This is a genomic window from Stagnihabitans sp. (assembly GCF_964946895.1).
In genome coordinates this window covers 75774-93267 of record NZ_CBBQHX010000004.1, presented here as the reverse complement: position 1 = coordinate 93267, position 17494 = coordinate 75774, and the positions used below count along the sequence as shown (strand labels likewise).

The following is a 17494-nucleotide window of genomic DNA, read 5'->3' as shown; positions in this document are numbered from 1 at the left end:
AGCCAAGGGGGAAGCCCCCTTGGCTGGGCGGTTACACCGGCAGGGCTGCCGCCGGTCGTTCGATCACGGCCACCGACACCAGATCGGCGGCTGAAAACCCTGTGGAGATTTCAAAAGCCCCGGCCTCGATCTGCCAGTGCCCCGTCGTCACATCGAAGAAGGCAAAGGCGCGGTCCTCCAGGGCAATCCGCAGCCGCTGGCTTTCCCCGGCCACCAGACGCACCTTGGCAAAACCCTTCAACTCCTTCTTCGGTCGCGGAACCGAGGCGTCAACATCCCCCACATAGACCTGCACCACCGTTGACCCGGCGCGCGCGCCCGTGTTGGTCACCGTGGCCCAGACGCCCGTGGCATCCGCCGCCACGTCACTCAGCGCGAAACTGGCATAGGACAGCCCATGCCCAAACGGGAACAGCGGCTCGATCCCCATCCGGTCATAGTGGCGATAGCCGATGAAGGTGCCTTCCTCATATCGCACATGCCCGTTCAGCCCCGGATAAATCTCCTTATCCTGGCTGTGTGTAGGGTTATGCGCCCAAATCCGCGGGAACGTCTGCGCCAGCCGCCCGCCGGGTTCGGCGCCCAGCAGCACATCGGCAATCGCATTGCCGGCCTCTTGCCCCGGATACCACGCCTGCAACACAGCCCGCGCCTCGTCGATCCAAGGCATCTCCACCGGCCCGCCGGTCTGCAGCACCACAACCGTGTTCGGATTGGCCGCCAGCACCGCCCGGATCAACTCATCCTGCCGCCCCGGCAGCCGGATGCCCGGCAGGTCTGACCCTTCGGTGTCCCACTCGCCGCTGCGCCCGACAAACAGCACCGCGCGCTCCGCGGCAGCCGCCACCTTCACCGCTTCGGCAATCTCGGCATCCCCCATCGGCAGGCCAACCCCCACCCGCACCGCCGAGAACCCCAGATTGTCCGAAGGTTTGCTGACGACCTCGATCCGGATCTGGTGCACGCGCCCGGCTTCCAGCCGCACCTCGCCCACCACCTCGTCGCAGCCCTCTTCGAAGAACGTATGCCCTTTCTTCCAACCGTCCCAGGCGTTTGCCACCAGATGGTCATCGACATAGACCTTGGCATAGCACGCCGCCGCGATGCCCAGCCGATACAGACCAGAGGTTTCCGGCACATAGGTCCCGGTGATCCGGGCCGAAAACACCTTGGGGTCCACCTTTCCGCCAGCCACCGGCGGGATCCAGAAGGCCGTGGCATCCTCCATCGTCTCCACCGCCACCACTTCGCCCTGCAACGCCTGATTGGCGAAGAATTCCACCTTGAACGTGCCGGTCAAAAGCGGCTCGAACAGCCGGTTCGTGCAGCCCGGCGCAAAGGTCAGCGCCTCTTCCCCCAAAGCTGCCGCAAGCCCCTGCCAAGGCGAAACCATATAATGCGGGTTCAACTGGGCCGAGCCCCCGCCCATGATCTGCGCCATCTTGGCATTTGGCCCGATCACCGCGACCGAGCCCGCCTTCGCCAAGGGCAAAAGCCCGTCATTCTTCAGCAGAACCGCACCTTCCGCGCCCGCGCGCCGGATCAGCGCCCGATGCTCCGGCCGGTCCTCGGCCACTTCCTGATGCGCCCGGTGGTCGTCCAAAGACCCCACCCGCGCCATCAGGCGCAGCACATTGCGCGCCCTCTCCCGCACGGTCTCGGCCGACACCGTCCCCGCCTTCACCGCCGCCACCAGCTTGTCACCCCGGTCCCGCGTCGGCCCCGGCATCTCCAGATCCAACCCGGCATTCACCGTGGGTTCCGTCGAACGTGACCCGAACCAGTCTGACATCACCACGCCGTCATAGCCCCAGTCCTCGCGCAGCACCTTGGTCAAAAGCCAATGGTTTTCCGCCGCATAGGTCCCATTGACCTTGTTGTAGGATGACATGATCCCCCAGGTCTTGCCCCGCTTCACCGCGGCCTCAAAGGGGATCAGGTACACTTCCCGCAACGTCCGCTCATCAATGTCCGAAGACATCGTCGTCCGCTCGATCTCGCTTTCGTTGCCGGCGAAATGCTTGATCGTCGCGGAAATCCCCTGCCCCTGCAGCCCCTGAATATACCCGACCGCAAGGTCCCCGGTCAGGATCGGGTCCTCGGAATAGCACTCGAAATTCCGCCCGTTGGTGACCGAGCGTTGAATGTTGCACGTCGGTGCCAAGGACACATGCGCGCCCTTCGACTTCACCTCATCCGCCAGCGCCGCACCAATCTCCTGCGTCAGCGCCGGGTCCCACGTCGCCCCCAGCGCAATCCCCACCGGAAACGCCGCCGATTTGACGCCGCCCACCAAAGACCCGCCGCCCCGCGCCCCGTTCGGCCCGTCCGTCACCCGCAGCCAGCCCGTGCCCAGCCGCGCATTGCCCCGCACCGACCAGAAATCGGCGCCCGACAACAGATCCACCTGCTCCTCCAGGCTCATCTGATCCAGAATCGCTTCGATATCCTGCATGGCGCTCTCCTTCGGGGGTTTGGCGGCTAGTCGATGATTCCGACACAAAAAGCAAGCTATAACGTTATAGTGACCTAGTCACCGCCCCACGCGCTGGCTAACCTGCGCCAAACAGGAGCGCAGAATGACCTTCCATATTGGTGCAAAACCCGGCGACATCGCCGAGACCGTCCTCATGCCCGGCGACCCTTACCGCGCCCGCTGGGCGGCCGAGACATTTCTGGAAAACCCCGTCCTGGTCAACGAAGTGCGCGGCATGCTGGGCTATACCGGCACCTGGAAAGGCCACCCTGTCACCATCCACGGCTCCGGCATGGGCATGCCTTCGCTATCGATCTACGCCAATGAACTGATCCGCGATTACGGTGCACAAACCCTGATCCGCATCGGCTCCGCCGGGGCGCTGCAACACCACGTCAAGGTCCGCGACGTCGTGCTGGCGCAAACTGCCTCCACCAACGGCTCCCCCTCGCGGTCGATCTTCAAAGAGCTGAACTTCGCCCCCTGCGCCGATTTTGGCCTGCTGTCCGCCGCCCATGCCGCCGCCCTGAAAATCGGCGTTCCGGTCCATGTCGGCGGAATCTACTCCTCGGACACCTTCTATGACGAACGCCAAGACCTCAGCGACCAGTTGCAGCGCCACGGCACCCTCTGCGTCGAGATGGAGGCCGCAGAACTTTACACAATCGCCGCGCGCTACCAACGCCGCGCCCTCGCCGTCCTGACAATTTCCGATCATATCCTGACGCACGAGGCGCTGCCTGCCGACCAACGCGAACGATCATTCGGCGCGATGGTCGAAGTCGCCCTTGAAGCTGCATTTACCTGAGGTTCCCCATGCAAACCCGCAAACTCGGCACGTCCCAAGTGTCCGCCATCGGCCTTGGCGCCATGTCCTTCGGCGGCATCTTCGGCCCGACGGACGAGGCGACCAGCCTCGCCTGCCTTGACGCCATGCTGGAGGAAGGCATCACCTTCATCGACACGGCCAACATCTACGGCATGGGCATTTCGGAAGACGTCATCGGAAAATGGCTGACGACCCGCAAACCCCAAGTCACCATCGCCACCAAGGCCAGCGTCGTCAACAGCACCCCCCGCCGCATCGACAACTCGGAAAGCCACCTGCGCAGCGAATTGGACATCTCGCTCAAACGTCTGAACCGCGACCATGTGGAGCTCTTCTACATCCACCGCCGCGAACACGCCCGCCCGCTCGAAGAGGTGATCGGCACCCTTTCCCGCTTGGTGGAAGAAGGCAAGATCGGCGGCTACGGCATGTCCGAAATTGCCCCCGACACCCTGCGCCGGGCCCATGCCATCTATCCCTGCACCGCCATACAGAACGAATATTCGCTTTGGACGCGCCTACCCGAACTTGGTCTGATTCAGGCCTGCAAGGCCCTTGGCGTGGCCTTCATCCCCTTCTCCCCCCTCGCCCGTGGCATGCTGGGCAACGCGCCGATTGCCCTGCCAACTGACGGTTTCCGCGGCACCAACCCCCGTTTCACCGAGCCGAACTTCAGCGCCAATACCCTGAAAATAAACGCGTTTCGCGCCTTCTGCGCCTCTCGCGGCTGGTCGACACCCGCCACGGCCATCGCTTGGGTCCTCTCGCAAGGTGAGCACCTGATCCCGATTCCCGGCACACGCTCCGCCGCAAACCTGCGCCAATTCGCACAAGGCGCGACCATCACCCTGACGCCGGAAGATCACGCCGAAATTAACCGAATCCTGCCACCGGGCTTTGCCTACGGCGACCGCTACGGCGACCACCAGACCCAGGCCATCGAACGCTACTGCTGAAGCCCCTCCGCCTGCACCACGATCACTGCCATATCGTGGTGCAGCGGCTGGTCCGCAATCACAAGGTCATAGCGCGCAACCAACAGGTCGCCGATCCGCCCCGCCGCCAAGGCCAGAAGTGCGCCCGCCGGGGACGTGCCTGCGTCCTGAACCCAAACCCTCGGTCGCCGCACATCGCGGTCGGTCATCACATTGAAATCCTCTGAGGGCGCCATCACCGCCTCGGCCCGCATCTCAACATCGCCCGCAAACGCCACCGGCGCCAGCACGCGCGCCGCCAGATGCAGCCCACCGCCCACCAGATCAAAGCCCGGCCCGCTCAGAACCGTAAGGTTTCGTTCGATCCCGGGAAAAAGGCTGAAGGCTCCGTCCTCCACGACCATCGCCCGCGACAGGCGCAGCACAAGACGCCCCGCGCGTTCCACCCGCAACATCTCCACCGTGGTGCCTTTTCCATTGGCCCAGGGCATCGGCTTGAAGTCTGCAGAAGATAAGTGAGTGATCATTCTATAACCCTTCCAGCGCTGGGGGCGGCCAGTTCCTCAAAGTCGAAATTATCCAACCGCCGCGCCCGTTTTCCCGCCTTGTCCGCACTGATGCGAATTTCCTCGATGTCCTTGGAGGCCTGGCCGAAGTGCCGGTCCAGATTGCCGACGCGTTCGGATAACCTGTCAATATCCTTGGACAATTCCCCCAATTCCTTGCGGATCGCACCCGTCTGCTCGCGCAGGCGCGCGTCCTTCAGGATCGCCCGCATCGTGTTCAGCGTCGCCATGCAGGTCGTCGGAGACACGATCCACACCTTCGCTGCGAAACCCTCGCGCACCACCTCAGGGAAATTCGCGTGCAGCTCGGCATAGACCGCCTCCGAGGGCAGGAACAGGATCGCCCCATCCGCCGTCTCGCCCTCAATGATGTACTTTTCCGAAATCGCGCGGATATGCGCCCGCACCGCGCTGCGCAGCAACGCATTCGCCTCCTGCACCTGCCGCGGCCCTTCGGCACGTCGCAGCGCCTCATAAGCTTCCAGCGGAAATTTCGCGTCAATCGCCAGCGGCCCCGGCGGATTTGGCAGATGAACCAGGCAATCCGCGCGCCGGCCGTTCGACAGCGTCGCCTGCATCGTGTAGGCATCCGCCGGCAGCGCCTTGGCCACGATGTCGTGCAGCTGGATCTCGCCAAAGGCACCGCGCGTTTGTTTGTTTGCCAGAATATCCTGCAAAGTCAGCACATTGCCAGACAGCTTCTCAATGTTCGCCTGCGCCTTGTCGATGGTTTCCAGCCTTTGCTGCAAGTCGCCCAAGGACCGCGCCGTCCGCATCGAGGAGCCCTGCAGCGACTCTCCCATGAACCTCTGCACCTCGGCCAGCCGGTTCTCCATCAACTGGATCATCGCCGTCTGCGACAGGCTTTGCGCCTCCGACACATGGTGCAAACCACCGGCCAGCCGCTCCTGTCCTTCCGACAATCCCTGCACGCGCTGCGACAGCCAGGACATCTCCTGCATCAGCAAGGGCGACACCCGGCCAGAGGCACGCAGCACCAGCAAAAGAATGCCAAGGATTAACAATACCACCGCGCCCGGCAGCAAAATCTCAGGCGCTGTCCACGCGTAGCTTTGCCCGAACACAGAAATCATCGTCTGCCGAACAATCGTTCAATATCAGCCAGTTTCAGCTCCACATAGGTCGGGCGTCCATGATTGCACTGGCCTGACAGGGGCGTCGCCTCCATCTCGCGCAGCAGGGCGTTCATCTCCTCGGCCCGCATCTGCCGACCAGACCGGATCGAGCCGTGGCAGGCCATCCGGCTTAGGATCGCATCCATCCTGCCGCGCAGCGAGGGGCTTTCCCCCTGATCCGCCAACTCGTCCAGCACATCGCGCAGCAGCGCCTTGGCAGAGACGTTGCCCAGAATCGCGGGCGTTTCCCGCACCGCGACAGCACTGCCGCCGAAGGGTTCAATCGTCAGCCCCAGATGCGCCAACTCCGCCGCAGCCTCCAGCAAACGCCCGGCATCTGTGGCGGAAAGTTCAACGATTTCAGGGATCAGCAGGGACTGCGCCGTGATCCCTGTCTCGTCCCTTTGGCGTTTCAGCCGTTCATAAACCAGCCGCTCATGCGCCGCGTGCTGGTCGACGATCACCATCGCCGTCGCGGTTTGCGCGATGATGTAATTCTCGTGCACCTGCGCCCGCGCCGCCCCCAATGGAAAGTTTTCGTCCGGCGCGGCGGGCTCGATCCGCGCGGTCGGCGCTTCCGAAAACCCGGCTGGCGCCTGCAACCGAAACGCCTGCGCCAGGCTGGCACCTGTGGGCCGGTCCGTCTGATACACCCTTGGGGCGTTCAGCGGCGGCCCCGCGGGCGACGCTTCCGGGCGCAACGCCGCCAAGGTGGCCTCTGCGACGGTCGAGGACGCCCGGTGCCCCGCCCCGGTCAGGGCGCTGCGCAGACCGGTGATGATCAGGCTGCGCGCCGCTTCAGGCTCGCGGAAACGCACCTCGGACTTGGCGGGATGAACATTAACGTCCACCCGTTCAGGATCGCAGCTCAGGTTCAGCACGGCGGCCGGATGCCTGTCACGCGACAGCACATCCATATAGGCGACGCGCAGCGCCCCCAGCAGCATGCGGTCCAGCACGGGCCGCCCATTCACAAAGACAAACTGCTGCACCGAAGAGCCGCGCGAATAGGTCGGCAGCGCGGCATAGCCCGACAGATGCAGCCCCTCGCGCTCCACATCAATCCGCAGGGCATTGGCGGTAAACTCCGCCCCCAGCATCCTGGTCAGCCGCCGCTGCAGCGCATCGAAGAAATCACCGTTTTCCGGGTCCAGCCGCAGGATCGACCGCGCCGGCTCGCCCTCTGCCACCTCGTTCAGGGAAAATCCCACATGCGGCTCGGCCATCGCCAGACGCCGCACCACCTCGGCAATCGCCCCGGCTTCCGCCCGATCGGTGCGCAGAAACTTCAGACGGGCTGGCGTGGCGTAGAACAGGTCGCGCAGTTCCACCACCGTGCCCTGCGCCGCCCCCGCCGGGCGCACCGCGCTCATCCGGCCCGCCGTCACCGACAGGCTCGCCCCTTCCGCCCCCTCCACGCGTGAGGTCAGGGTTAGCCGCCCGACAGAGCCCAGGCTGGCCAATGCCTCGCCCCGGAACCCAAACGACCGGATGTTCAGCAAATCCGACCCGTCGATCTTCGAGGTTGCGTGCCGCGCCACCGCCATCGGCAGATCCTCGGCCGTCATGCCGCAACCATCATCACTGACCCGGATCAGCACCTTGCCGCCGGCGGCATAGTCCACCACCACGCGCCGCGCCCCGGCATCCAGCGCATTTTCCACCAGTTCCTTCACGGCAGAGGCGGGGCGTTCGACCACCTCACCGGCGGCGATCCGGTTGATCGCAGCTTCGTCCAGCATCCGGATCACGGGCCGTATATGGGGGGCATGACTGTTCATGCCACCAGTTCTAGCAGGTCCATCCCCCCCAAGCCACAGATTCGCTCAGTGGCTGGACGTCACCCCCACCGCATCGCCCACCACCACGAAGGTCAGCTTGTCCGGCGTCAGCAAAGACTTCGCCACCCGGTTCACATCGGCCAGCGTCACCGCCTCCACCTTGGCATTGCGCGTCGCCGGATAATCCGACGGCAGGCCCAGAATCTGCATCCCCACCAGAATCGAGGCGATATGCGCATTGCCATCGAACCGCAGCGGATAGGCACCGGTCATGTAGGTCTTGGTGTCGTCAAGTTCCTTTTGCGTGACACCGTTCTTGGCGACATCGGCCCAGACGTCGCGGATCACTTGCATCGCCTCGCCGGCCTTTTCATTGGCGGTGGCCAAAGAGCCCTCCAGAATCTGCGCGTGATCATAGGCCGCAAGTCCGGTGTCAATCCCATAGGTCAGGCCACGCTGCTCGCGCACCTGCTCCATCAACCGCGAGGAAAAGCCGTTGCCGCCCAGAATCTCGTTCAGGATGGTCGCGGCGAAGTAATCCTTGTCTTCAAACTTGATGCCCGCCTGATAGAAGCTGATCGAGGTTTGCGGGCCGGGGAAATCCTGCTGGATCACGCCGCCCTTCGCCGTCAACGCCACATCGCCGGGCTGCGGGGCCCCCTTGGCTGGCAAATCGCCCAACAGCTTGTCCAGCAAGATGCCCAGATCCGCCGCCGAGATATCGCCCGCCGCCGCCACATAGATCCGGTCGCGCGCCATGCTGCCGTGATAGGCGTCCAGAATATCCTGCTTGGTCAGGGCCTTGACGCTGTCAGCCGTGCCATCGCCCACCGTGCCATAGGGGTGGTCGCCAAAGGCAGCCTTCCGCAAAATATCGCCGCTGATCGCCGAAGGATCCTTGGCATTGGCGGCAATGTTTTGCAGCACCTGCCCGCGCACCCGCTCGATCGCCGCGTCGTCAAAGCGCGGCGAGGTCAGCGCCAGATGCAGCAGATCCATCGCCTTGTCACGGTTCTCGGTCAGGAACCTGGCCGAAACCTCCACCCCGTCCTGATCGCTGTCAAAGCCGAAATCCGCCGCCAGCGCATCGCGCGCCGCAGCAAAGCCCTGACTGTCCAAGGGGCCCGCGCCCTCTTCGATCAGCGCCGTCATCAGATTGACCGCGCCGCGCTTGCCCGGTGCGTCCAACGAGGTGCCGCCGCTGAACCGGATGTCCATCGCCGTGAACGGAATGTCATGGTTCTCCACCAGCCAGGCCTTGATCCCGCCCGGAGAGGTGACTTCCTCGATCTTGATCTCGGCCACCGCCGGCAGGGCCAGCAGCACGAAGGCCAGAACCGCCAGAACCTTGGTCTTCACAAAAGCATTCATTGCGCGGCCTCCTCAGCCGTCAACCAGCCGGTCACGGCGTGGTGGCGGTCCAGCACCTTCTTGGCTTCCGCCATCACGTCATCTGCCGTCACCGCCTGCAACGCCTCCGGCCAGTCCTGCACATCCTTGACCGTCAACCCCGATGCCAGCGCCATCCCGTACCGATGCGCCTGCCCCTCGGTGTTGTCGCGGTCATAGACCTGCTGCGCCTTCACCTGCGCCTTGATGCGGGCGAACTCGTCCGGGTCGACACCGTCTTTCATGAACTTGGCCAGAACCGCATCCATATCCTTCTCAAGGTCGCCCAGACTTACCCCATCCGCCGGCACCGCCGCCAAAGAGAAGGTCGTGGGATCCATCGACACCCCGTCATAAGACACCGAGGTATACGTCGCCACTTTCTGGTCAAACTCCAGCGCCTTGGCCATGACAGAGGTCGCCCGGTTGCCGCCCAGCAGTTGCGCCAGCATGGTCAGCGCCGCCGCCTCCTTCTGGTCACCCGGATTGCGCTCGGGTGCCAGATAGGTCCGCAAGACATAGGGCTGCGCCACCCGCGCATCCGCCAGCACCAACCGCCGTTCCGCCAGTTGCGGCGGCTCGGTCGGCCGCACCCGCGGATGGATCTTGTCCGAGGGCGGGATCGGCCCGTAGTATTTCTGCGCCAAGGCCAGCACATCCTGCGGCTTCACATCGCCCGCCACCACAAGGATGGCATTGTTGGGCGCGTAATTGGCTTGGTAGAAGTCCAGCGCATCCTGCCGCGACAGCTTCTCCATCTCGTGGCGCCAGCCGATCACCGGGATGCCATAGGGATGGTTCATATACTGCGCCGCACTCATCTGTTCGGTCAGCAGGGCGCCCGGGTCGCTGTCGGTCCGCTCGTTGCGCTCGTCCAGAATGACCTGCCGCTCGGTGTCGACATCCTTTTCCGTCAGGTTCAGGTTGTGCATCCGGTCGGATTCCAGCTTCATCACCAGATCCAGCCGGTCTGCGGCAACCCGCTGGAAATACGCGGTATAATCCTGCGTGGTGAAGGCGTTGTCAGACCCGCCCTGCGCCGCCACAATCTTGGACAGATCGCCCGGCGCCACCGTTTTGGTGCCTTGGAACATCAGATGCTCCAGAAAATGCGCGATGCCGGAATGGCCCGGGCTCTCATCCGCCGCCCCGATCTTGTACCACACCATATGCACCACCACGGGTGCCCGGTGATCCTCGATCACCACCACATCCATGCCGTTGTCCAGCTTGAACGTGCTGACCGTGTCGGCCACCGCCGTTCCCGCCAGCACCACCAAAGCCAGTGCCACGCGGCACACTGTCTTGAAACCGAAATCTGGGCGCATTGCGTCCTCCTGCCTTGCAGGTCAAGCTAGCGGCAAGGCGGCAATGCGCAAGCCCCGCCACGCGCTTGTGACAGGATGCGAGGTTACTTGCTGGATTTCGGCGGGGCCGAGGGGGTCCGCGCGCCCGCCGCCCGCCACTTGGCAAGCTCGGCATATTGGTCCAGCCACATCGCCTTGTAGGCGTTGAAATAGGTGGTCAGGCCAAAAACCCGCTCCAGCAGCTTGCCCGGATGCTTCTTGCGGAACGCCAGATCATCCGCCGCAAGCGAGGCGCGGATGCCCGGCACCTCGCCGTTGCGCGCCGCATAGGACACCAGCCCCGAATCCCCGGCCGGAACCCCGCCCGCCGCCTTGGGCTTGCCGCCCAGCGCCACGACCGCATCGTTCATCGGGTTCTGATCGCTCAGGTTGGTGCCGCCCGGCGTCGGGTCCGGCAAAACCGTCAGGTCCGGCGGTGTCGCCAAGGCCTTCGGCGGCAGGATCGAGAATTCGTCCGGCCCATCCGTCGTCGAATGCAGGTTCATCAAATGCGGCGTGCCTTTGCCCCCACCGCAGGCCGCAAGCGCCATAAGCGCCACGCCCGCCCCCGCGAGAACCATCCGTGCCTTCCGCATTCCGCCCGACCCTTGCACTCAATTTGGATCGTCTTAGCGCAAAGAAGCCCTCACGTCACGGGGTCTTTCGGGGCGGCGCGTCGGTTGGTGCCGACTTGCCACCGGTCTTGCCACCGGCGAAGTTGGTGAACAGCACCAACCCCACCGCGCCGAAGAAGATCGCGACGTCCGCGACGTTGAAGGCGAAGGGGTTGTCGATGCCGCAGCACGACATGTTCAGGAAATCCGCCACCGCGCCATAGGCCAGCCGGTCAATCACATTGCCCGCAGCGCCCCCAATCAGCAGCCCGGCCGCCACCTCGGCCCGAAAACCGCACCGCTCGCGCTTGACCCAGATCCACACCCAGACCGAGATCACCACCGCCACGCCGATCAGCAAGACCCGTGCCAGCAGCGAATCCTCTGCCAGAAGGCCGAAGTTCATCCCGTAGTTCCACGCCATGCGGAACACCAGAAACGGCGACCAGACGTCAATCTCGACCCGGTCGGCCAGATCCAGCCCGAAGACCACCGCAACCTTGGTGATCTGGTCCAGCGCCAGTACCGCCAAAGCCACAAGGGGAATCAGCCAGCGCCGCATCTCAGTGCCGGAAATGGCGCTGGCCGGTGAAGACCATGGCCAACCCCGCCGCATCCGCCGCCGCAATCACGGATGCGTCGTTCATCGACCCGCCCGGCTGAATGACCGCCGTAGCCCCCGCCTCGGCCGCCGTCAGCAGCCCATCCGGAAACGGAAAGAACGCATCCGAGGCGACAACAGACCCGATCGTCGGGCTTTGCGGCAAGCTCATCGCCTCCGCCATGTCGCCAGCCTTGCGCGCGGCAATCCGCGTCGAATCCACCCGGCTCATCTGACCCGCGCCAATCCCCACCGTCGCCGCATCCTTGACGTAGACGATGGCGTTCGATTTCACGTGTTTCGCCACCTTCCACGCAAACAGCAGGTCCGCCATTTCCGCCTCGGTCGGCTTGCGCTTGGTCACCACCTTCAGGTCCGCCGCCTCAATCCCGGCGAAATCGCGGTCCTGCACCAGAATCCCGCCCGCCACCTGCTTGAACGCCAGCCCCGGCGCCTTGGCATCCGGCAAGCCCGCCGTGGTCAGCAGCCGCAAATTCTTCTTGCCCGCGAAAATCGCCTTCGCCGCGTCCGAAGCCCCCGGCGCAATCACCACTTCCGTGAAAATCTTGACGATCTCTTCCGCCGTCTCCGCGTCAAGCGGCTGGTTCAGCGCCACGATCCCGCCGAAGGCCGAGGTCTGGTCGCACTGATAGGCCCGCAGATAGGCCTCCTTCAGCGTAGCACCCTTGCCCACCCCACACGGATTGGCGTGCTTGATGATCGCCACCGACGGACCCTCACCAGCAAACTCCGCCACCAGTTCAAACGCCGCATCAGTGTCGTTGATGTTGTTGTAGGACAGTTCCTTGCCCTGCCACTGCCGCGCCGTGGCCACGCCCGCGCGCCCCGAACCATCGGTATAAAACGCCGCCTTCTGGTGCGGGTTCTCGCCATACCGCATCCCCTGCGCAAACTTGCCAGCAAAGGCCCGGTTGCGCGGGAAGGGCTCCTTGAACTCCCCCGCCATCCACGCCGAGACGGACGCATCATAAGCCGCCGTCTTCGAATAGGCCGTCAGCGCCATCTTCTGCCGGAAGGCCAGCGTCGTCGCCCCGTCATTCGCCTTCAACTGCTCGACCAGCGCGCCATAGTCCGACGGATCGGTGATCACCGTGACAAACTTGTGGTTCTTCGAGGCCGCCCGGATCATCGCCGGCCCGCCAATGTCGATGTTCTCGATGCAGGTCGCGTGATCGGCGCCCTTGGCCACCGTCTCTTCAAACGGGTACAGGTTCACGATCAACAGGTCGATCGGCTCAATCCCATGCGCCGCCATCGCCAGCAGGTGTTCATCGTCATCGCGCAAAGCCAGCAAAGCCCCGTGGATGTTCGGATGCAAGGTCTTCACCCGCCCGTCCATCATCTCGGGGAAGCCGGTCACATCCGCCACATCGCGCACCTTCAACCCGGCCGCCCGCAGCATGTTTGACGTGCCCCCGGTCGAGATCAGCTCGACCCCGAACCCGGCCAAAGCCCTCGTCAATTCAATCAGCCCGAATTTGTCCGAAACCGAAATCAGCGCGCGCCCGATCGGGACGAGATTTGGCATGGCAAGCACCTCGCAACAGGTCAGATCTGGCTGGCGGGGTCCTCCCGCTCCAGATCGCGGATGGCAAGGGGAGTATCCTGCGCCTTCGCCAAGGTCCAGCCCAGCTGCGTGTCGAAATCCTGCGCGTGACTTGAAAGCACGATTTGCAGGCTTTCGCGCGGCCTCAGCTTGGTCTTTTCCAGATAAATCGACGGTTCCAGGGTCAACTTCGCCGTCCCGTCATGGCGAAACACCCAGATCTCGCCGCTCTTCAACGCCATCGACACCGCAGACCCGCCCATGTCCAGCCGGGCATCGACATCCGGATGCAGATGAAACCGCACGCCGAATTTCACGCCCTGTTGCCGGCTGGCCGCCAGCACCCGCTCGAACCGCCGCTTTTCCGGGGTCGAAATCGCGGCCAGCCGGTCGCTGCCGGTCAGGTGGCGGCCATCCTGCGTCAGCATCAGGTCGCGCACATGGCTCAAGCCATGCGTCGCGGCCCAGCCGTTCTGCACCAGATGCACGCCCGCACCATTCTCGCCGGGCACCACGCGCAGCGTCGTCACATCGGCCCGCTCGACAAAAGATCCCTCCCCGCCCGGCCCCAGCCGGGACGAGGAAAACCCCTCGATCGCCAAGGTGGAATGCGACGCCGTCGCCCGCCCCGCCTGCCGCCACTCTGCCCCAAAGGCATTGCCCGATCCGCAAGACACCACCAAAGGCCGCCGCCCCGAGGTCAGCTCGAACGCATTGGTCGAGGCATGGGCCAGCGCGCCCCCCGGCGGCGGGCTGGCATCCAGCACCACGGTCGTCCGCCCCCCCGTCATCCGCGCATACCCCATCGCCATCCCGGCCGAGGGCATCGCCCGGATCCCGGCATTGGCCCGCGCCGCATCCAGCCGCCCCTCCGCGCCCCGTCCGCCGCCATGAAACCGCGCCAGCCCGCCGTCGGCATGGCGCAGCGCCCGCAACACCGGCGCCACCCGCTCGATCGCCGCGAAATGCGCGGCCGAGGCTTGGCGCCCTGCCTCCGCAAGGGTCTGCGCGCCCCAGGTCAACAGCGTGAAAATCTCCAGCAACTCTTCCGGGTTGCGGCTGGAAATCCCGCCGCCCATGTCGATTTCGGCCTCCAGATCGGCGGCCAGCGCCTTGATCGCGGCATCGACATGCGCGGCCATGCCCTCCAGCACCACGCTGGCCACGATCAGCCCGGTCAAAGCCTCGATCCGCGCCACGCCCACCGGCGCCATCTGCCAGCGCTGCGCCAGAAAATGCACCTGCAGCGACAGGCTGGCCAGAAATGCCGCCTCCCGCGCGGGTGCAGCCGCCTCCAGCAGCATCGGCGCGTGGTTGATCCAGCGGATCAGCCGCCGCCCGATCATCTGCGGCTGCCAGCCCGGCCCCTTGGCCCGGCCAAAGCGGGTGATCCAGTCAAAGGTCCAGCCCTGCGCCCGGTCCTGCGCCCTTGTGTCCCCCAAGGCCGCCAGATCGTCCAGCCAGACAAAGCCATGCGCCTCGACCCGCAGCACCGGATCGGCAAACGGCACATCCCAGATCGCCACCCCCGGGCTTTCCACCACCGTGGCGCCCGAGGCGAAATTCCCCACCACCAACTGCTTGCCCCGGGCATAAAGCCCGATGGTCCGCGGTTCCGGCTGGCTCAGGAAGCGCGCCGCCACAGGGCCCTTTTGCGCCCGCCGCACCGCGCGCCACAGGGCCAGCCTCTCGCGCCAGCCCCCTGCCCCGCGCTGCTGTTGGTCGCCCGTCGCCATCCCGCTCCGCCCTGCCTTGCGCCCACGTCCGGAGCCTCACCGACCGAGCATAGCCAATGCCCCCCACCCTGTCACCGCTGACAGGGGGCATTGGCAAGATCACGCGGTGTGGTCGATCCGCTCCATATACTGGGCCAAAGTCTTCACCTGCCCCAACCACTTGGTGTACAGCTTGGGATCATGCGGGGCCGGATGCACGCCGGGCTCAATGTCCCCCGCCAGCAGCGATTCCACCGCAAACGACACCGGCGTCGACACCAGCCGCGCCATCGCCGTGCCCTTGGCATCGCCCCAGGCATCCATCGCCCAGGTCTCGTGGAACATGATCTTGCCGTCCTGCTCCGCCTTCAGCGACACAAACAGGATGACCCGATCCGGCTCGCCCGGCGCATAAGAGTTGTCCTTGACGAACTGCGCCGCCATCTCGGCCAGCCGCGCATCGCCTTCCGGGCCGGACAGCGTTTCAATCTCGCGGAACACCGGCGTCCAGGCCGCTTCCCAGCCATTCAACCGGATCGTGCCGCGCACGAAATCCCGCACCTTCCACGCCGGATCAAACTTGTAATCCTCCATGAACGGATAGCTGTCCCGGTTGGGATAAACCTCAAAACTCTCGGGCGAGGGCAGCGGCGCGTCATAAGACGTGATCGCATCCCAAGGCCGCGCCACCTTGAACTCTTCAAAATTCTTCAAGCTGCGCGAAGGCGAGCGCAATGCCTTCAACACCCCCAGCGGCGCCCAGGAAAACTTGTAGCGGAACGGGTTCGGAATCTTCGGCACGCCCCCACAGTAAGACACGAAGGACAGCACGTTCTTGGGATCAAACCCCTTGCTGGCCCGATACCGCGCCACCAGATCATGCGCCATCAAATGGTCAATCCCCGGGTCCAGCCCGCATTCATTGATCGACACCAGCCCCTTGGCCTTGAATTCCCCATCCAGCGCCCGCATCTCCGGCGAGATGTAGGACGAGCTGACGAAATTCGCCCCCTGCGCCAGACACGCCTTGGCGATCGGCACATGATGCTCCACCGTCAGCATCGAAATCGCCACATCGCCCGGCTGCAACGCCGCCGTCAGGGCCTCCAGCGAATAGGCCCGGATGTCGCTCGCGATATCCCCCACCGCCTCGACAGCCTTCTCGATCGTGCGGTTCCAAACCACCACGGGCAAGCCCGCCTCGATCAGCCGCCGCAACCCCGGAGCCGATGACAGCCCCGTCCCGCACCAGTGAATAGTCATCGCGTTCTCCTCAAACGTAAACGATATGGCGGTCAAACTCCGCCTTGGCCCGGCCCCAGACGCCTGCATCCAGATCGGGCAGCGTCAAAAGCGAGGGCAACAATTGCGCCGCATAGTCCTGCGAAGACTCCACCGGCATCAGCGAGGGCAGGTTGTCAATCGCCGTCACATCCAGGGGCGGATGTTCAGCCACCCGCAAAGCAGGCGCATCCCAATCCGTGGCCCGGTCATAAACCTTGATGGGGGAAAAGTCCGAGGTCGGATCGCAGGCGATATCCCCGATCACCGTCAGCTTCCGCGCCTCCGTCTTGGCACTCGCTGGCACAAACACCGGGCACCCCGGCCGCGCCAGAATGCAGTTCAGGAAGATCTCATGCTGCAACACCTCCGGGAACGGCCCGCCGCTTGCCGTCTCCGCCATGTCCCACTTCGTCACCCCGCAGCCCAAGGCCGCCAGCAAATCCGCAGCCCCGGTGCCAACCCGCCCCAAAGCCCCGATGATCAGCGCATTCGGACGGCCCAAGCCGGAAAGCTCCGCCCCCAGATTGGCCAGCAACTCCGCCTTGCCCGCATAAACCGCCACCGGCCCGGCAATCGAGCCCCGCTGCTGCGCCGCCCAGCACTTCAAACTGACAGCCGCCCCCGCATAACCCGCCCAATAGCCAAACGCCGCCACCCGGCGCCCCGCTTCATTGACCAGATACTCCAGATCATACAGCGTGCCACCGCCCACCTTGAACCGCTCCAGCAAGACCCGCCCGGCAGGCTGCCCCTTGAACGCGTGCCCGAACATGATGTGCCGATGGGTCAGCGGCGTGCCATCCTCCGGCAACTCCTTCAACCCGAAGATGATCGCGTCTTCCGGTGCGAAGGGCCAGGAATTCTCCGCCACAATCTCGCACCCGGCCCGCAGATAGCCGTCAATCGGAATGGCCCGCACATGGCTTTCCTCGACGCTCACCCGAATGCCCGCCGCCACCAACGCGGCAGCGCCGTCCGGCGTCAGCCCGACCCGCTCTTCATGCGGCCGCTGCTCGGCCCTGACCCAAAGATGCACCATGGCAACCCCCCATTTTGCGCCCTTCCTATCAGAACGAAAGCGCCAGACCAGTCCCCCGATGCAGGCGCCGAAGGGGCCAACGCCCCATGCCCCCGGCCCGCAGCGCGCGCTGCGTTAACCCGGTGCCCGGGTCGCCGCTGTAGCTACGGAAAAACGACGCACAAATGACGCGGAACCGACGCAGACCCTACAGCACCAAACCCTTGTTTTTCCAAC

General features: G+C 64.7%; 14 protein-coding genes. 2 read left to right on the top strand and 12 right to left on the bottom strand.

From position 1 onward, the window contains the following. Positions 1-31 precede the first annotated feature (31 nt). Positions 32-2455, bottom strand: coding sequence for a beta-glucosidase family protein (locus AC1Y2B_RS03860; RefSeq protein WP_482251736.1), 2424 nt, complete (start codon positions 2453-2455; stop codon positions 32-34). A gap of 124 nt (positions 2456-2579) precedes the next feature. On the opposite strand from AC1Y2B_RS03860, the gene deoD reads away from it, so the two are divergent. Together deoD and AC1Y2B_RS03850 are read left to right on the top strand one after the other, a co-directional pair. Beyond that, the gene (gene deoD / locus AC1Y2B_RS03855) at positions 2580-3284 is read left to right on the top strand and encodes a purine-nucleoside phosphorylase (protein WP_482251735.1); all 705 of its coding nucleotides are present in this window, start codon (positions 2580-2582) and stop codon (positions 3282-3284) included. A gap of 8 nt (positions 3285-3292) precedes the next feature. Beyond that, positions 3293-4261, top strand: a complete 969-nt coding sequence (locus AC1Y2B_RS03850; RefSeq protein ID WP_482251734.1) for an aldo/keto reductase — start codon at positions 3293-3295, stop codon at positions 4259-4261. On the opposite strand, the gene AC1Y2B_RS03845 is transcribed toward AC1Y2B_RS03850, so the two are convergent. The 11 genes from AC1Y2B_RS03845 to AC1Y2B_RS03795 form a co-directional block, all read right to left on the bottom strand. Next, entirely contained in the window at positions 4252-4767 is a 516-nt protein-coding gene (locus AC1Y2B_RS03845) for a HutD/Ves family protein (protein ID WP_482251733.1), read from the bottom strand. The two genes, AC1Y2B_RS03850 and AC1Y2B_RS03845, sit on opposite strands and share 10 nt — an antisense overlap. Further along, a complete protein-coding gene (locus tag AC1Y2B_RS03840; RefSeq protein WP_482251732.1) occupies positions 4764-5900 on the bottom strand; it encodes a DNA recombination protein RmuC in 1137 nt (378 codons plus the stop codon). Before AC1Y2B_RS03840 ends, AC1Y2B_RS03845 begins: the two co-directional genes overlap by 4 nt. Next, positions 5897-7723 carry a DNA mismatch repair endonuclease MutL gene (mutL, locus tag AC1Y2B_RS03835; protein ID WP_482251731.1) on the bottom strand — a complete coding sequence of 609 codons (1827 nt, stop codon included), beginning with the start codon at positions 7721-7723 and terminating at the stop codon, positions 5897-5899. Before mutL ends, AC1Y2B_RS03840 begins: the two co-directional genes overlap by 4 nt. Positions 7724-7768: 45 nt before the next feature. Next, entirely contained in the window at positions 7769-9094 is a 1326-nt protein-coding gene (locus AC1Y2B_RS03830; RefSeq protein WP_482251730.1) for a M16 family metallopeptidase, read from the bottom strand. Continuing rightward, positions 9091-10440 carry a M16 family metallopeptidase gene (locus AC1Y2B_RS03825; RefSeq protein ID WP_482251729.1) on the bottom strand — a complete coding sequence of 450 codons (1350 nt, stop codon included), beginning with the start codon at positions 10438-10440 and terminating at the stop codon, positions 9091-9093. Before AC1Y2B_RS03825 ends, AC1Y2B_RS03830 begins: the two co-directional genes overlap by 4 nt. Before the next feature lie 83 nt (positions 10441-10523). Beyond that, positions 10524-11039, bottom strand: coding sequence for a DUF3035 domain-containing protein (locus AC1Y2B_RS03820; protein ID WP_482251728.1), 516 nt, complete (start codon positions 11037-11039; stop codon positions 10524-10526). A gap of 70 nt (positions 11040-11109) precedes the next feature. Further along, positions 11110-11634: a signal peptidase II gene (gene lspA / locus AC1Y2B_RS03815; protein WP_482251727.1), complete on the bottom strand. Its 525-nt coding sequence runs from the start codon at positions 11632-11634 to the stop codon at positions 11110-11112. 1 nt (position 11635) lies between these two features. Continuing rightward, positions 11636-13222 carry a bifunctional phosphoribosylaminoimidazolecarboxamide formyltransferase/IMP cyclohydrolase gene (purH, locus tag AC1Y2B_RS03810; RefSeq protein ID WP_482251726.1) on the bottom strand — a complete coding sequence of 529 codons (1587 nt, stop codon included), beginning with the start codon at positions 13220-13222 and terminating at the stop codon, positions 11636-11638. A gap of 20 nt (positions 13223-13242) precedes the next feature. Continuing rightward, positions 13243-14976, bottom strand: a complete 1734-nt coding sequence (locus AC1Y2B_RS03805; RefSeq protein WP_482251725.1) for a heparinase II/III family protein — start codon at positions 14974-14976, stop codon at positions 13243-13245. Positions 14977-15075: 99 nt separating this feature from the next. Continuing rightward, positions 15076-16218: a saccharopine dehydrogenase family protein gene (locus AC1Y2B_RS03800; protein ID WP_482251724.1), complete on the bottom strand. Its 1143-nt coding sequence runs from the start codon at positions 16216-16218 to the stop codon at positions 15076-15078. 10 nt (positions 16219-16228) lie between these two features. Then, entirely contained in the window at positions 16229-17278 is a 1050-nt protein-coding gene (locus AC1Y2B_RS03795) for a saccharopine dehydrogenase (RefSeq protein ID WP_482251723.1), read from the bottom strand. Positions 17279-17494: the final 216 nt, after the last annotated feature.

Coding starts and splice junctions, on each gene's coding strand:
- AC1Y2B_RS03860 (WP_482251736.1), bottom strand. CDS start 2,455: ATGCAGGATATCGAAGCGATTCTGGATCAGATGAGCCTGGAGGAGCAG.
- AC1Y2B_RS03805 (WP_482251725.1), bottom strand. CDS start 14,976: ATGGCGACGGGCGACCAACAGCAGCGCGGGGCAGGGGGCTGGCGCGAG.
- lspA (WP_482251727.1), bottom strand. CDS start 11,634: ATGCGGCGCTGGCTGATTCCCCTTGTGGCTTTGGCGGTACTGGCGCTG.
- AC1Y2B_RS03850 (WP_482251734.1), top strand. CDS start 3,293: ATGCAAACCCGCAAACTCGGCACGTCCCAAGTGTCCGCCATCGGCCTT.
- AC1Y2B_RS03800 (WP_482251724.1), bottom strand. CDS start 16,218: ATGACTATTCACTGGTGCGGGACGGGGCTGTCATCGGCTCCGGGGTTG.
- AC1Y2B_RS03825 (WP_482251729.1), bottom strand. CDS start 10,440: ATGCGCCCAGATTTCGGTTTCAAGACAGTGTGCCGCGTGGCACTGGCT.
- purH (WP_482251726.1), bottom strand. CDS start 13,222: ATGCCAAATCTCGTCCCGATCGGGCGCGCGCTGATTTCGGTTTCGGAC.
- deoD (WP_482251735.1), top strand. CDS start 2,580: ATGACCTTCCATATTGGTGCAAAACCCGGCGACATCGCCGAGACCGTC.
- AC1Y2B_RS03840 (WP_482251732.1), bottom strand. CDS start 5,900: ATGATTTCTGTGTTCGGGCAAAGCTACGCGTGGACAGCGCCTGAGATT.
- mutL (WP_482251731.1), bottom strand. CDS start 7,723: ATGAACAGTCATGCCCCCCATATACGGCCCGTGATCCGGATGCTGGAC.
- AC1Y2B_RS03795 (WP_482251723.1), bottom strand. CDS start 17,278: ATGGTGCATCTTTGGGTCAGGGCCGAGCAGCGGCCGCATGAAGAGCGG.
- AC1Y2B_RS03845 (WP_482251733.1), bottom strand. CDS start 4,767: ATGATCACTCACTTATCTTCTGCAGACTTCAAGCCGATGCCCTGGGCC.
- AC1Y2B_RS03820 (WP_482251728.1), bottom strand. CDS start 11,039: ATGGTTCTCGCGGGGGCGGGCGTGGCGCTTATGGCGCTTGCGGCCTGC.
- AC1Y2B_RS03830 (WP_482251730.1), bottom strand. CDS start 9,094: ATGAATGCTTTTGTGAAGACCAAGGTTCTGGCGGTTCTGGCCTTCGTG.